General features: G+C 55.9%; 11 protein-coding genes. All 11 read right to left on the bottom strand.

Features of this window, described 5'->3' with window-relative positions; genetic code table 11:
- The 11 genes from nuoN to nuoC all read right to left on the bottom strand — a co-directional run bounded on the left by nuoN (window position 1) and on the right by nuoC (window position 13867).
- On the bottom strand, window positions 1-1458 hold the full coding sequence (nuoN, locus tag SD961_RS13475; protein WP_318790860.1) for an NADH-quinone oxidoreductase subunit NuoN: 1458 nt from the start codon (window positions 1456-1458) through the stop codon (window positions 1-3).
- A 6-nt stretch (window positions 1459-1464) separates the two neighbouring features.
- Window positions 1465-2985 carry an NADH-quinone oxidoreductase subunit M gene (gene nuoM / locus SD961_RS13470; RefSeq protein WP_318790859.1) on the bottom strand — a complete coding sequence of 507 codons (1521 nt, stop codon included), beginning with the start codon at window positions 2983-2985 and terminating at the stop codon, window positions 1465-1467.
- Between the two features lie 205 nt (window positions 2986-3190).
- On the bottom strand, window positions 3191-5029 hold the full coding sequence (nuoL, locus tag SD961_RS13465; RefSeq protein ID WP_318790858.1) for an NADH-quinone oxidoreductase subunit L: 1839 nt from the start codon (window positions 5027-5029) through the stop codon (window positions 3191-3193).
- Entirely contained in the window at window positions 5026-5328 is a 303-nt protein-coding gene (gene nuoK, locus SD961_RS13460; RefSeq protein WP_306211598.1) for an NADH-quinone oxidoreductase subunit NuoK, read from the bottom strand. The genes nuoL and nuoK overlap by 4 nt, the downstream gene beginning before the upstream one ends.
- Entirely contained in the window at window positions 5325-5879 is a 555-nt protein-coding gene (nuoJ, locus tag SD961_RS13455; RefSeq protein WP_318790857.1) for an NADH-quinone oxidoreductase subunit J, read from the bottom strand. Before nuoJ ends, nuoK begins: the two co-directional genes overlap by 4 nt.
- 10 nt (window positions 5880-5889) lie before the next feature.
- Window positions 5890-6432: an NADH-quinone oxidoreductase subunit NuoI gene (gene nuoI, locus SD961_RS13450; RefSeq protein ID WP_306211595.1), complete on the bottom strand. Its 543-nt coding sequence runs from the start codon at window positions 6430-6432 to the stop codon at window positions 5890-5892.
- Window positions 6433-6443: 11 nt separating this feature from the next.
- Entirely contained in the window at window positions 6444-7421 is a 978-nt protein-coding gene (gene nuoH / locus SD961_RS13445) for an NADH-quinone oxidoreductase subunit NuoH (RefSeq protein ID WP_318790856.1), read from the bottom strand.
- Complete coding sequence (nuoG, locus tag SD961_RS13440; protein WP_318790855.1) at window positions 7418-10144, bottom strand: NADH-quinone oxidoreductase subunit NuoG; 2727 nt, start codon at window positions 10142-10144, stop codon at window positions 7418-7420. The genes nuoH and nuoG overlap by 4 nt, the downstream gene beginning before the upstream one ends.
- A gap of 62 nt (window positions 10145-10206) precedes the next feature.
- Window positions 10207-11553 carry an NADH-quinone oxidoreductase subunit NuoF gene (nuoF, locus tag SD961_RS13435; protein ID WP_318790854.1) on the bottom strand — a complete coding sequence of 449 codons (1347 nt, stop codon included), beginning with the start codon at window positions 11551-11553 and terminating at the stop codon, window positions 10207-10209.
- The gene (gene nuoE / locus SD961_RS13430; RefSeq protein WP_306211588.1) at window positions 11550-12065 is read right to left on the bottom strand and encodes an NADH-quinone oxidoreductase subunit NuoE; all 516 of its coding nucleotides are present in this window, start codon (window positions 12063-12065) and stop codon (window positions 11550-11552) included. The genes nuoF and nuoE overlap by 4 nt, the downstream gene beginning before the upstream one ends.
- Before the next feature lie 2 nt (window positions 12066-12067).
- Window positions 12068-13867, bottom strand: coding sequence for an NADH-quinone oxidoreductase subunit C/D (nuoC, locus tag SD961_RS13425; RefSeq protein WP_318790853.1), 1800 nt, complete (start codon window positions 13865-13867; stop codon window positions 12068-12070).
- Window positions 13868-13973: the final 106 nt, after the last annotated feature.

Here is a 13973-nt window from a genome sequence, read left to right as displayed (position 1 = left end):
TTACATCAGCGGCTGAGCCATCTGCACCAGCGAAATCAGCGGCTGAGGATAGATACCCAGCAGCAGTACCAGAATCGCGGAGATCAGTACTACCACACCGCCTGCGCTGAAGGCCCAGTTGGCTGGCGTATCACGTTGCAGCAGCTCTGGTGGGTTCAGGTAAAGGCTTACCGTCACACGCAGATAGTAGTAAAGGCCAATCGCACTGCCGACCACTACCGCACCAGTCAGCCACCACAAGTGAGCGCCCACACCAACGGCAATTACGTAGAACTTACCAATGAAGCCCAGCGTCATGGGAATACCCGCCAGCGACAGCATCATCACCGTCATTACTGCTGACAGAATAGGACGGTGCCAGAACAGGCCACGGTAGGAGTAGAGCGAATCTGCATCCGGGCCGCGATAAGGGCTGGACATCAGGCTGACCACGCCAAACGCGCCGAGGCTGCTGAACAGATAACCCGCCAGATAGACGCCCACGGTTTCCAGCGACAGCTGATGCGTCTGGATAGCAATCAGCGCCACCAGCAGATAGCCCAGGTGAGCAATGGAAGAGTAGCCCAGCAGACGTTTGATGTTGCTCTGCGAGATAGCCATCAGGTTACCGAACAGAATAGAAGCAACGGCAATGATAGCCAGCACCAGACGTACAGCTTCGCTGTCCGCTACCGGTGCATAGAGGAACAGACGCATTACCACGCCGAAGATGGCGATCTTGCTGGCAGTCGCCAGGAAGGTCGAAACCGGCGCAGGTGCGCCCTGATACACATCCGGCGTCCAGAGGTGGAAGGGAACCAGCGACAGCTTGAAGCCCAGGCCTACAATCATCATACCCAGCCCTGCCAGCAGCAGCGGTTGATGGATAAGGCCATCATTCAGGCTCTTGCCCAGCGCCACAAAGCTCAGGTTACCGGAATCTGCATAGACCATCGCCATCCCGAACAGCAGGAAAGAGGAGGCTACAGCAGACATAATGGTGTATTTGATAGCCGCTTCAAGCGAACGCTTTTGCTGGAAGGCGTAACCTACCAGGCCAAACAGCGGCAGGGAGATCAGTTCAATACCGATAAACAGCGAAGCGAGATGGTTGGCGCTGGCCAGCACAATGCCGCCCATTGCGGCAATCAGCACCAGCAGGTAGAACTCTTCACGGTTATCGGGATAGCCCGCCAGCCAGGGATAGGCAAAAGTACAGGTTGCGAGGCTGGCAAGGATCACCAGCCCGGTATAGAGCATAGAGTATCCATCTACCCGCAGCAGCGGCGTGACGTCCATTGGGCCAGCCTGGCCAACAAAGAACAGCGAAACCAGCGCAATGTTCAGGCCAATCACCGCCAGCGTGGCATTGACGAAGTGGTTGCGTCGCCACGCAATGGACAGCATCACAACTACCACCGTCAATCCGACGATCAGCAGCGGCAGAAGCGCGATCAATTGTTGAGGAGTTATTGTCATGGCGAATTACGGCCTTGTAGTTGAGATTGAAGCGGTATACCACTGCTGGATGTTACTCATCGCAGCATGTGAGGTGTCCAGAATCGGCTGTGGATAGATCCCCAACAGCACCAGCAGAACCACCAGCACCATAATCATCAGGAACTCACGAGCGGACATACCGCGCAGAGGCGTTTCAGATTTTGGTGCGCCGTAATAAGCGCGTTGCATCATGACCAGCGAGTAAACGGAGGCAAATACCAGACCGAAGGTCGCGATTACAATGATGACTGGCACCGTCTGGAAACTGCCGGTAAGGATCATAAATTCGCCAACGAAGTTACCGGTTCCCGGCATCCCCAAGTTAGCAACCGCGAAGAACAGCGATAGCCCTGGCAACCATTTGATGCGTGACCAGAGACCGCCCATCTGGCGCATATCACGGGTATGCAGACGTTCATAGAGCTGACCACACAGGATAAACAGCGCAGCAGCAGAGAGACCGTGTGCGATCATCTGCACCACTGCCCCCTGGAACGCCAGCTGGCTGCCGGTGTAGATAGCAATCAGCACGAAGCCCATATGTGAGATGGAGGTATAGGCGATCAGACGTTTAATATCGTACTGAGAGAAGGCCATCCACGCGCCGTAGAAGATACCGATGATACCTAACCACATGGCGATGGGTGCAAACTCGGCAGAGGCGTTAGGGAATAGCGGCAGCGCAAAACGTAGCAGACCGTAAGCTGCCGTCTTCAGCAGGATCCCTGCCAGGTCAACGGAACCTGCGGTTGGCGCCTGGCTGTGGGCATCCGGCAGCCAGCCATGCAGCGGCACCACCGGCATTTTTACCGCAAAGGCGATAAAGAAGCCCAGCATCAGCAGATATTCTACGGTGTGCGACATTGGCGTTTTCAACAGATCTTCATAGTTGAAGGTCCAGACGCCCGTCGCGTTGTAGTGCACAAACACCAGCGCCAGAATCGCAATCAGCATCACCAGACCGCTGGCCTGAGTGTAGATGAAGAATTTGGTGGCCGCGGTAATACGCGTTTTCCCGTCTGATGCCTTGTGTCCCCACAGCGCAATCAGGAAGTACATCGGTACCAGCATCATCTCCCAGAAGAAGAAGAACAGGAACATATCGATGGCCAGGAACACGCCAATCACGCCACCCAGGATCCACAGCAAATTGAGGTGGAAAAAGCCCTGCCATTTCTCAATCTCATTCCACGAACAGAGAATAGCCATCACGCCCAGCAGGCCGGTCAGCACCACCATCAGCAGCGAGAGGCCATCCAGCGCCAGATGCACGTTAATCCCAAAACGAGGGATCCACGATACAAGGAATTCAGACTGCCATTGCGGCAGACCAACGGCCTGAGTCAGAGAATAGCCGCCCTGCAACCAGAGTTGCAAAGAGAGCGCCAGCGTCAATCCCATCGAGATCAACGCAATCCAGCGCGGCACTTTTGCGCCGAAGCGTTCAAGCTGCCAGCAGAGCAGGCCACCGATGAACGGGATGAGGATAAGCCAAGGTAGTAACATGGCGATTTGTTTCCCTTTTCTGAACCTGAATGGGCTATCTGGCTGGCCATTTTTGCCCGGCGCCTGCACTCCTCACATACCAACGTATGCTGCGGCTGCCTGCGCCTTGGGACAAAACTGACTGAACTGATAACGCCCAGTTTTCAGGTAATTTTCAACATTCTCTTGCCGAGGGACGAGGCTTTCCCGTCCCGCTCACTAACCTTTAGATCGTCATCAGCAGCGCCAGGACCACCACGGCCCCTACGCTCATTGAAGCAACGTACCAGCGCAGATAGCCATTTTCGCTCACCACCAGCCCTTTGTTAGCCAGGCGGGAGAACAGCGCCGGAATGTTCATCAGACCATTCAACGGATCGCGTTGCAGTGCCCAGGCAACAAACAGATAAGGTTTCACGAAGACTTTGTCATACAGCCAGTCGAAGCCCCATGCGGCGAACCACCAGGTGCTGAAGAAGCGGCCCGGTGCGCTGTTAGCAATATTGCTTACCAGCGTACGTTTGCCCAGCCACAGCACAGCCGCCAGCAGAATACCAACGATAGCGACCACACCAGAGGTGATCTCCAGGGTCAGCACGCTACCGTGCGCCAGCTCAGTGGTTTCCGGCAGCACGCCTGCCAGCGGTGGAACGATCATCGCACCAATAAAGGTTGAGAGGATAAGCAGCACGATAAGCGGCAGGTGATGAGTGATCCCTTTGCCTGCGTGCGCGTGAATTTTCTCTTCACCGTGGAAAGTGATAAAGATCATGCGGAAGGTATAGAGCGAAGTCATAAACGCCCCTACCAGACCCGCAACCATCAGGTTCAGATGTCCATTAGCCAGCGCCCCGGCGAGGATTTCATCCTTACTGAAGAAGCCTGCAGTAATCAGCGGCAACGCAGAGAGCGCCGCGCCCCCGACCAGGAAGCAGATATAGACCAGCGGGATGCTTTTACGCAGGCCGCCCATTTTGAAGATATTCTGCTCGTGGTGACAGGCCAAAATCACCGAACCGGACGAGAGGAACAGCAGAGCTTTAAAGAACGCATGCGTCATCAGGTGGAAGATCGCCGCATCCCAGGCCTGTACTCCCAACGCCAGGAACATGTAGCCAATCTGGCTCATGGTAGAGTAAGCCAGGACGCGTTTGATGTCGGTCTGCACCAGCGCAGCGAAGCCCGCCAGCACCAGCGTCACAGCCCCGACAATACCCACCAGATGCAGCACTTCAGGCGTCAGCAGGAACAAACCATGGCTACGGGCAATCAGATAGACGCCTGCGGTTACCATCGTTGCCGCATGGATCAGCGCAGAAACAGGAGTCGGACCGGCCATCGCATCCGCCAGCCAGGTTTGCAGCGGCAGCTGAGCAGATTTACCAACCGCACCACCCAACAGCATCAGCGTCGCCCACTGCAGCATGTGGTTATCCGCTGCAAAGTGCGCCGGCGCCAGCTCAACCATCTCACGGAAGTTCAGCGTACCCAGCTCGTTGTAGAGAATAAACAGGGCAAAGGCCAGGAAGACGTCACCCACACGCGTGATGATGAACGCTTTCATTGCCGCCGCGCCGTTATTCGGGTTGGTGTAATAGAAACCGATCAGCAGATAGGAGCAGAGTCCGACCCCTTCCCAACCCAGATACATCAGCATCAGGTTATCGGCCAGCACCAGAACCACCATGCTGGCGATAAACAGGTTGGTATAGGCAAAGAAGCGGGAATAGCCCTCTTCCCCACGCATGTACCACGAGGCAAACATGTGGATAAAGAAGCCCACGCCGGTCACCACGGAGAGCATGGTCAGCGAGAGACCATCCAGCGTGAAGTTAACGTCAATCTTAAAATTGCCAACCTGCATCCAGGTCCACAGCGCCTGAGTATAAGGTGCCTGACCCTGACTGAAGAAATCCATTCCCACGAAAACGGTGGTCAGCGCCGCCAGACCAACAGAGCCCATGCCCACAGTGGCAGAGAGGTTTTCTGACCAGCGGCCGCGAGAAAAGGCCAGCAGTAAAAAGCCAATCAGCGGAAACAGTACTGTTAAATAGAGAAGATTCATCCGCGCATCTCGCTCACTTTATCAATGTTGAGGTTCTGGCTGCGACGATGGAGCTGAAGCAGCAGCGCCAGGCCGATACTGGCCTCAGCAGCGGCAAGGCTGATCGCCAGGATATACATCACCTGGCCGTCGGCCTGCCCCCAGTAGCTCCCCGCCACCACGAACGCCAGTGCAGCAGCGTTGATCATGATTTCAAGGCTGACCAACATAAACAGTAAATTACGGCGGATCACGACGCCGGTCAGCCCGAGGACAAACAGAATGGCCGCCAGAATCAGGCCGTGTTGCAGAGGGATCATGCGCGTTCCTCCTTGTTGCTTTTAGGTGCGTCACCGGGGCGATTACTTAACACTTCACCCTGACGCTGTTCACGGCCGATATGGTAAGCCACCACCAGACCCGCCAGCAGCAGCATTGAAGCCAGCTCGACGGCCAGAACGTAAGGACCAAACAGGCTGATACCTACCGCTTTCGCGTCGATCATCTTGCCGTCTATACCCTGATCGTTAATAGAGAGGATGGCGTAAACCATCACCACCAGCAGCACCAGCGACAGCAGGCCAGGCCCGATCCAGACGCCAGGCTTCAGCCATTCACGCTCCTGTGCCTGGATGCTCTCACCCAGGTTCAGCATCATTACCACAAACACGAACAGCACCATGATCGCACCGGCATAGACGATGATTTCCAGCGCACCGGCGAAATAGGCGCCCAGCGAGAAAAACACTCCGGCAACGGCCAGCAAGGAGATGATCAAATACAGCAGCGCGTGCACCGGGTTGGTATGGGTGATAACACGCAACGTTGTCAGCACCGCCACCAGTCCGCAAAGATAAAAAGCAAATTCCATGCCTGGCTCCTTAAGGTAACAAGCCCTTGACGTCGATAGGTTTAGCTTCGCTTTCGGCGTCGCCCTTGTCTTTCCCGTCGATCGCCATGCCCGCCATCCGGTAAAAGTTATATTCCGGGTACTTTCCGGGGCCGGAGATCAGCAGATCTTCTTTCTCGTAAACCAGATCCTGACGCTTAAACTCACCCAGTTCGAAATCGGGGGTAAGCTGAATCGCAGTGGTCGGGCAAGCCTCTTCACACAGGCCACAGAAAATGCAGCGCGAGAAATTGATGCGGAAGAACTCGGGATACCAGCGGCCATCCTGCATTTCCGCTTTTTGCAGCGAAATACAGCCCACCGGGCAGGCCACGGCGCACAGGTTACAGGCCACGCAGCGCTCCTGGCCGTCCGGGTCACGCGTCAGCACGATGCGGCCACGATAGCGCGGCGGCAGATAAACCGGCTCTTCCGGATACATCATGGTTTCACGCTTGGCGAACGCGTTCATGCCGATCAGGAAGATACTGCGTACCGTGGTGCCAAACCCAACCGCTATGTCTTTTAAATTCATAATGTTACCTCTTACTGCGCGTTGTACAGAATCACTGCGGCAGTCGCCAGCAGGTTCAATAGCGTCAACGGCAGACAAACTTTCCAGCCGAACGACATCACCTGGTCATAGCGTGGGCGCGGTAACGCAGCACGAATCAGAATGAACATCATCATAAAGAATGCCGTTTTAAGGGCAAACCAGATAATGGGCGGCAGCCACGGGCCGTTCCAGCCGCCGAAGAACAGCGTCACGATCAGCGAAGAAACGGTCACGATGCCGACATATTCACCTACGAAGAACAGGCCGAACTTCATACCGGCATATTCAATGTGGTAACCATCGGCCAGCTCCTGCTCTGCTTCCGGCTGGTCAAAAGGATGACGGTGACAAACCGCAACGCCCGCAATGGCGAAGGTCAGGAACCCCAGGAACTGCGGAATGACATTCCACAGATGCTGCTGGCTGTTGACGATATCGACCATATTGAACGAACCGGCCTGGGCCACAACGCCCATCAGCGACAGGCCGAGGAACACTTCGTAGCTCAGAGTCTGCGCCGAGGCGCGCATGGCACCCAGCAATGAGTATTTGTTGTTACTGGACCAGCCAGCGAACAGCACGGCGTAGACCGCCAGACCAGCCATCATCAGGAAGAACAGCAGACCGATATTCAGGTCTGCGCCCATCCAGGTAGAGGTGACCGGCACGATAGCCATCGCCAGCAGTAGCGAGGTGAAGGCGATCATCGGCGCCAGGGTGAAAATAACCCGATCGGTAAACGGTGGCGTCCAGTCCTCTTTAAAGAACATTTTGATCATGTCCGCGACCAGCTGCAGCGAGCCGCCCCAGCCTACGCGGTTCGGTCCGTAGCGGTTCTGGAACAGGCCGAGCAGACGGCGTTCGCCGAAGCTCATAAAGGCACCGCAGCCTACCACCACCAACAGGATCACTAATGCTTTACCTACGGCAATCAGAACATCGATAACTTCCGGTGTCAGCCAGCTCATTGTGCCGCCTCCTGCATCTTGTCAACGTTGGCACCCAGCAGGAATGGTGGAATGCCCGGCATGCCGAGCGGCAGACCAACCTGCCCTGCCTGCAGCGTCTCGGAGAAGCGCACCGGCAGACGAAGGGTTTCACCTGCGCAGCTGAACTCCACTGACGAACCGGCGTTTACGCCAAGTTTTGCCGCATCTGCCGGGTTCACCATCACATAAGGCTCAGGCATACGCTGCTGGATCACCGCGGAACGCTGAGACATCTCTTCGCTACCGAAAAGGTGGAAGTAAGGCGCTACGCGCCAGCTGTTGCTCTCACCAGCAAAGGCTGCTGGCACCACGTCAAACCAACCCAGTTGTGCATCACCCGCTTCAAAGAGGCGCACGCCCGGATCGCCGTTACGCAGTTTACCGCCGACTTCATCCTGGAACTTGTTCCACGCCTGTGGGGAGTTCCAGCCTGGTGCCCAGGCAAAAGGAATTTGTGAACGGGCGGCGGACGGCTGGTTGTTCCCTTCCATAGAGAAGGCGAACATGGTGTCCTTGTCCTGCGGCTGGCGCGGCTCATGCACGCTGATATTGGCGCGTATGGCGGTACGACCGCTGGAACGAATAGGAGAACGAGCCAGTTTCTGACCGCGAATACGGAAGCTGGCATCCGGTGCCGCATCCTTGATGCCAGCCAGTTGCGGCAGCGCCGCAATGCAGGCATCAATAACGTGATCCAGCTGGGTCCAATCCGGCTGACGGCTGGTAATGGTGCTGGAGAGCGAATGCAGCCAGCGCCAGCTTTCCAGCATTTCTATTCTGTCGTCGTAATAGGAAGGCTCGTAAACCTGGAAGAAGCGCTGTGCGCGGCCTTCCTGATTCACCAGGGTGCCATCACTTTCCGCAAAGCTTGCGGTAGAGAGGATCAGCCCGGCTTTATCTGTGGTTGCTGTGCGCTGGTGATCGATAACGATCACGTTAGCGGCGTTGCTTAACGCAGCATCCACTTTGGCTTTTGGTGCATGACGGTAGAGATCGTTTTCTAATACGATTACCGCATCGGCTGCACCGCTTTCCAGCTCGTCCAGGGCATTCTCAAGCGGATGTCCGCCGATCATTCCCAGGCCAACGCTGTTCGCTGCGCCTGCCAGCAACGTGATCCCCACGTCAGACCCGCGTCCCTTCAGTGCTTTGGCTACGTTCGCCGCTGCCTGAATCATCGCTTCGCTACCGGCGTGAACCCCGGAGATAATCAGCGGTTTTTTGGCCCCCGCCAGTGCCTGCACGATAACGTCAATTTTGCCTGCCAGCGCACGGTCAATACCGCTTACCGCCGGGGCAGTCTCATCCAGGGCGTTAGCAATTGCGAAGCCTAAACGCGCCTGATCTTCCACCGGCGCACAGTAGGTCCACGCGGCAATATCATCAAGACGGGTTTTATCCACGTTGGTCACAAACAGCGGATGTTTTGCGTTCTGGCCGATATTGAGGATGGCGGCAATCTGCCAGTCTGCCACTTTCTGAGCAGCAGCCATTTCGCGTGATTTGCCTTTCACCGCCTGACGAACGGAAAGGGCTACGCGCGCGCCTACCTGAGTCAAATCTTCACCCAGCACCAGCACCGCATCGTAACTTTCAATTTCACGCAGCGCAGGCGTATGTACCCCGCCGTCGCGCAGCACTTTCAGCATCAGCTCCAGGCGTGCCTGCTCGGCCGCCGGAATGCCGGTGGAGAAATTGTCTGCTCCCACCAGATCGCGCAGCGCAAAGTTGCTCTCGACGCTGGCGCGCGGTGAACCAATACCGATCACTTTTTTCGCCTGACGCAACACATCCGCCGCACCCTGCATGGCCTGGTCGGCATTAAGCGCGATCCAGTCATTGCCACGACGCTGCATCGGCTGGCGAGGACGATCTTTCAGGTTTACGTAGCCATAGCCGAAGCGGCCACGGTCGCAAAGGAAATAGTGGTTGATGCTGCCGTTATAGCGGTTTTCAATACGTCTGAGTTCACCGTAACGCTCACCTGGGCTGATGTTGCAGCCGACGCTGCACTGCTGGCAGATACTTGGGGCATACTGCATATCCCACTTACGGTTATAGCGTTCTGAGTGCGTTTTATCGGTAAACACGCCGGTCGGACAGACTTCGACCAGGTTACCGGAGAACTCGCTTTCCAGCGTACCGTCTTCCGGACGTCCAAAGTAGACGTTGTCGTGCGCGCCATATACGCCAAGATCGGTGCCGTCAGCATAATCTTTGTAGTAACGCACGCAGCGATAACAGGCGATACAGCGGTTCATTTCGTGAGAGATGAACGGGCCGAGATCCTGATTGCGGTGCGTACGCTTAGTAAAGCGGTAGCGGCGGAAGCTGTGGCCGGTCATCACGGTCATATCCTGAAGGTGGCAGTTACCGCCCTCTTCGCAGACCGGACAATCGTGCGGGTGGTTGGTCATCAGCCACTCCACCACACTTTCGCGAAACTCTTTCGCTTCACCATCATCAATAGAGATGAAGGTGCCGTCAGACGCTGGTGTCATACAGGACATCACCAGGCGACCACGGGTATCTTCGGCATTCTGGAATTGCTTCACCGCACACTGGCGGCAGGCGCCGACGCTACCGAGCGCCGGATGCCAGCAAAAATAAGGAATATCTAAGCCGAGGGAGAGGCAAGCCTGCAGCAGGTTGTCCGCACCATCAACATCATATTCTTTACCGTCTACATGAATTGTAGCCATAGTGAACATGCTTCCGTAAGGCCCGTCAGAGACGGGCGTTAATCAATTCAAATCTGCAGTGTTTACCAGCGCGCCTTTAACAGGTTTGACTGGATACCGGCAATCGCGTGCGCATTGCTGAAGACCTGAGTCGCAATACCTGCCTCAAACTCTTCGCGGAAATATTTAATCGCGCTCTGCAGTGGCTCTACTGCACCTGGCGCATGCGCACAGAAGGTTTTGCCCGGACCAAGCTGGCGGCAGAGTTGCAGCAGGGTTTCGATATCTCCCGGCTGACCCTCTTTGCGCTCCAGCGCGCGGAGAATTTTTACGCTCCACGGCAGGCCATCGCGGCATGGTGTACACCAGCCGCACGATTCACGAGCAAAAAACTCTTCCAGGTTACGCACCAGCGACACCATGTTGATCTCATGGTCAACAGCCATCGCCAGCGCCGTGCCCAGACGGCTACCCGCTTTGCCAATGCTGGCAAATTCCATCGGCAGATCGAGATGCGCATCGGTCAGGAAATCGGTTCCCGCGCCACCAGGCTGCCAGGCTTTAAATTTCAGGCCGTCACGCATACCGCCCGCATAATCCTCAAGGATTTCACGCGCGGTGGTACCAAACGGCAGCTCCCAGACGCCCGGGTTTTTCACCCGGCCAGAGAAGCCCATCATTTTGGTGCCGGTGTCGTCGCTGCTGGAAATGCCTTTGTACCACTCCACGCCGTTAGCCAGAATGGCCGGCACGTTAGAGAGGGTTTCCACGTTATTCACGCAGGTAGGCTTGCCCCATGCGCCTGCTGAAGCGGGGAATGGCGGCTTGGAGCGTGGATTAGCACGACGTCCTTCCAGTGAGTTAATCAGCGCCGTCTCTTCACCACAAATGTAGCGACCCGCGCCGGTGTGAACGATCAGTTCAAAGTCAAAACCGGTGCCGAGAATATTTTTCCCGAGATAACCCGCTTCAGTAGCTTCCGCAATAGCGCGACGCAGATTTACTGCGGCTTCAATGTACTCACCACGCAGGAAGATGTAGCCGCGATAGGCTTTCAGCGCGAAGGCGCTGATCAGCATCCCTTCCACCAGCTGATGCGGCATCTGCTCCATCAGCAGGCGGTCTTTATAGGTGCCTGGCTCCATTTCATCGGCGTTACATAACAGATAACGGATGTTCATGGACTCATCTTTCGGCATCAGGCTCCACTTCAGTCCCGTGGAGAAACCCGCGCCGCCACGCCCTTTCAGACCGGACTCTTTCACTGCCGCCACGATCTCATCCTGCGACATCGTTTTCAGCGCTTTTTCTGCACCGGCGTAGCCGTTTTTGCTGCGGTATTCGTCGAAGAAGACCGGCTGCTTGTCATCGCGCATACGCCAGGTCAGCGGATGCATCTCCGCAGTACGAATGATCTGTTTGAATGTCATTGATACTGCTCCAGCAGATTGGCGATATTTTCCGGCGTCAGATGGACGTGAGTATCTTCGTCCACCATCATCGTCGGCCCTTTGTCACAGTTGCCCAGACAGCAGGTCGGCAGCAGCGTAAAGCGGCCATCTGCGGTGGTCTGGCCAGGCTTGATATTCAAATTATCTTCAAGCGCAGCCTGAATGCCCTGGAAGCCGGTAATATGACAAACCACGCTGTCACAGTAGCGGATCACATGACGGCCAACCGGCTGACGGAAGATCTGGCTGTAAAACGTTGCCACACCTTCCACGTCGCTGGCTGGGATGCCCAACACTTCGGCAATGGCATTGATCGCGCCATCCGGCACCCAGCCACGCTGCTTCTGCACGATTTTCAGTGCTTCGATAGAGGCGGCCCGGGCATCTTCGTAATGGTGCTTCTCATGTTCAATGGCATCATGCTCAAAAGCACTCAGAACAAAGGCCTCGTTATCTTCGATCGTTTCGATCGCAATTCTTTGATCGTGCATAATTAGCGGTCCACGTCTGACATAACAAAATCGATACTACCGAGGTATACGATCAGATCGGATACCAGGCTGCCGTTGATCACTGACGGGATCTGCTGCAGGTGCGGGAAGCTTGGCGTACGCACACGGGTGCGGTAGCTCATGGTGCTGCCGTCGCTGGTCAGGTAGTAGCTGTTGATCCCTTTAGTGGCTTCAATCATCTGGAAGGATTCGTTCGCCGGCATCACCGGACCCCAGGAAACCTGCAGGAAGTGCGTAATCAGGGTTTCAATATGCTGCAACGTGCGCTCTTTCGGCGGCGGCGTGGTCAGCGGGTGATCCGCTTTGAACGGCCCTTCCGGCATGTTGTTGAGACACTGTTCAAGAATACGCAGACTCTGGCGCATCTCTTCCATCTTCAGCATCACACGGGTGTAGGCGCAGCTTATGCCATCACCGATTGGCACTTCGAAATCGAAATTCTCGTAGCCGGAGTAAGGACGCCATTTTCGCACGTCAAAGTCCAGACCCGTAGCACGCAGACCCGCGCCGGTGGTTCCCCAGGCCAGCGCCTCTTCCATGTTGTAAGCCGAAACGCCTTTCGCACGGCCAATCAGCACGGAGTTTTTCAGGGCGGTTTGTTCATAGGCTTTAAGACGTTTTGGCAGCCAGTTGATAAAGTCGCGCAGCAGGCCGTCCCAGCCTTTCGGCAGGTCATGCGCCACGCCGCCGATGCGGAACCAGGCCGGATGCATACGGAACCCGGTGATAGCTTCCACAACGTCGTAGATTTTCTGGCGATCGGTAAAGGCAAAGAACACCGGAGACATCGCCCCAACGTCCTGAATAAAGGTGGAGATATAGAGCAGGTGGCTGTTTATACGGAACAGCTCTGAAAGCATCACGCGGATGACATCAACGCGCTCTGGCACCTTGATGCCAGCCAGCTTTTCAACGGCCAGCACATACGGCATTTCGTTGACGCAACCGCCAAGGTATTCGATACGGTCGGTATAGGGGATATAGCTGTGCCAGGACTGGCGCTCACCCATTTTTTCCGCGCCGCGGTGGTGATAACCGACATCCGGCACGCAGTCGACAATCTCTTCGCCATCCAGTTGCAGGATGATACGGAAAGCACCATGCGCTGAAGGGTGGTTAGGCCCGAGGTTGAGGAACATAAAGTCCTCATTGGCGGTGCCACGCTTCATGCCCCACTCTTCCGGCTTGAAGGTCATCTGCTCCATCGCCAGATCTTCCGTCTGCTTAGTCAGCTGAAACGGATCGAACTCGGTGGCGCGCGCAGGATAATCCTTACGCAGCGGGTGCCCTTCCCAGTCCTGCGGCATCATGATGCGCGTCAGGTGTGGGTGACCATCAAAGGTAATGCCAAACATTTCCCAGGTTTCCCGCTCATACCAGTTGGCATTAGCGAAAATTTTGGTGAGGGTGGGCACATGCAGGTCTTTTTCGGAAAGCGCCACCTTGAGCATGATGTCGCGGTTACGTTCAATAGAGATGAAATGATAGAACACGGAAAAATCCGCAGCCGGTAAACCGGCGCGGTGAGTACGCAGACGCTCATCCATCCCGTGAAGGTCATACAGCATCACGTAAGGTTTCGGCAGCTTGCGCAGGAATTCAGTGATTTCCAGCAGCTGCTCACGCTTAACCCACACTACCGGCACGCCGGTACGGGTAGGTTGTACGGTAAAGGCGTCAGGCCCAAAACGGTTACGCAGCTCGCCGATCACCGGGTCATCCAGGTGATCACGGGTTTGCCATTCAGGCTGAGCGAGATCTTGCGTGGTCAAATCTGTCATAAGTTGTTCACCCTGTGGGCCTGCTGGCAGGCACTCAGTATTGGCGTCAGGATGGGCCGTGCGCGTGTTGTGATTTTTATGCGCTGCAAGTCAGGCCACATCCATA

This window comes from Erwinia sp. MMLR14_017, assembly GCF_033657285.1.
Taxonomy (GTDB): Bacteria; Pseudomonadota; Gammaproteobacteria; order Enterobacterales; family Enterobacteriaceae; genus Erwinia.
Note: the sequence above shows the minus strand (reverse complement) of the source record. Positions and strands in the feature narration are given on the sequence as shown.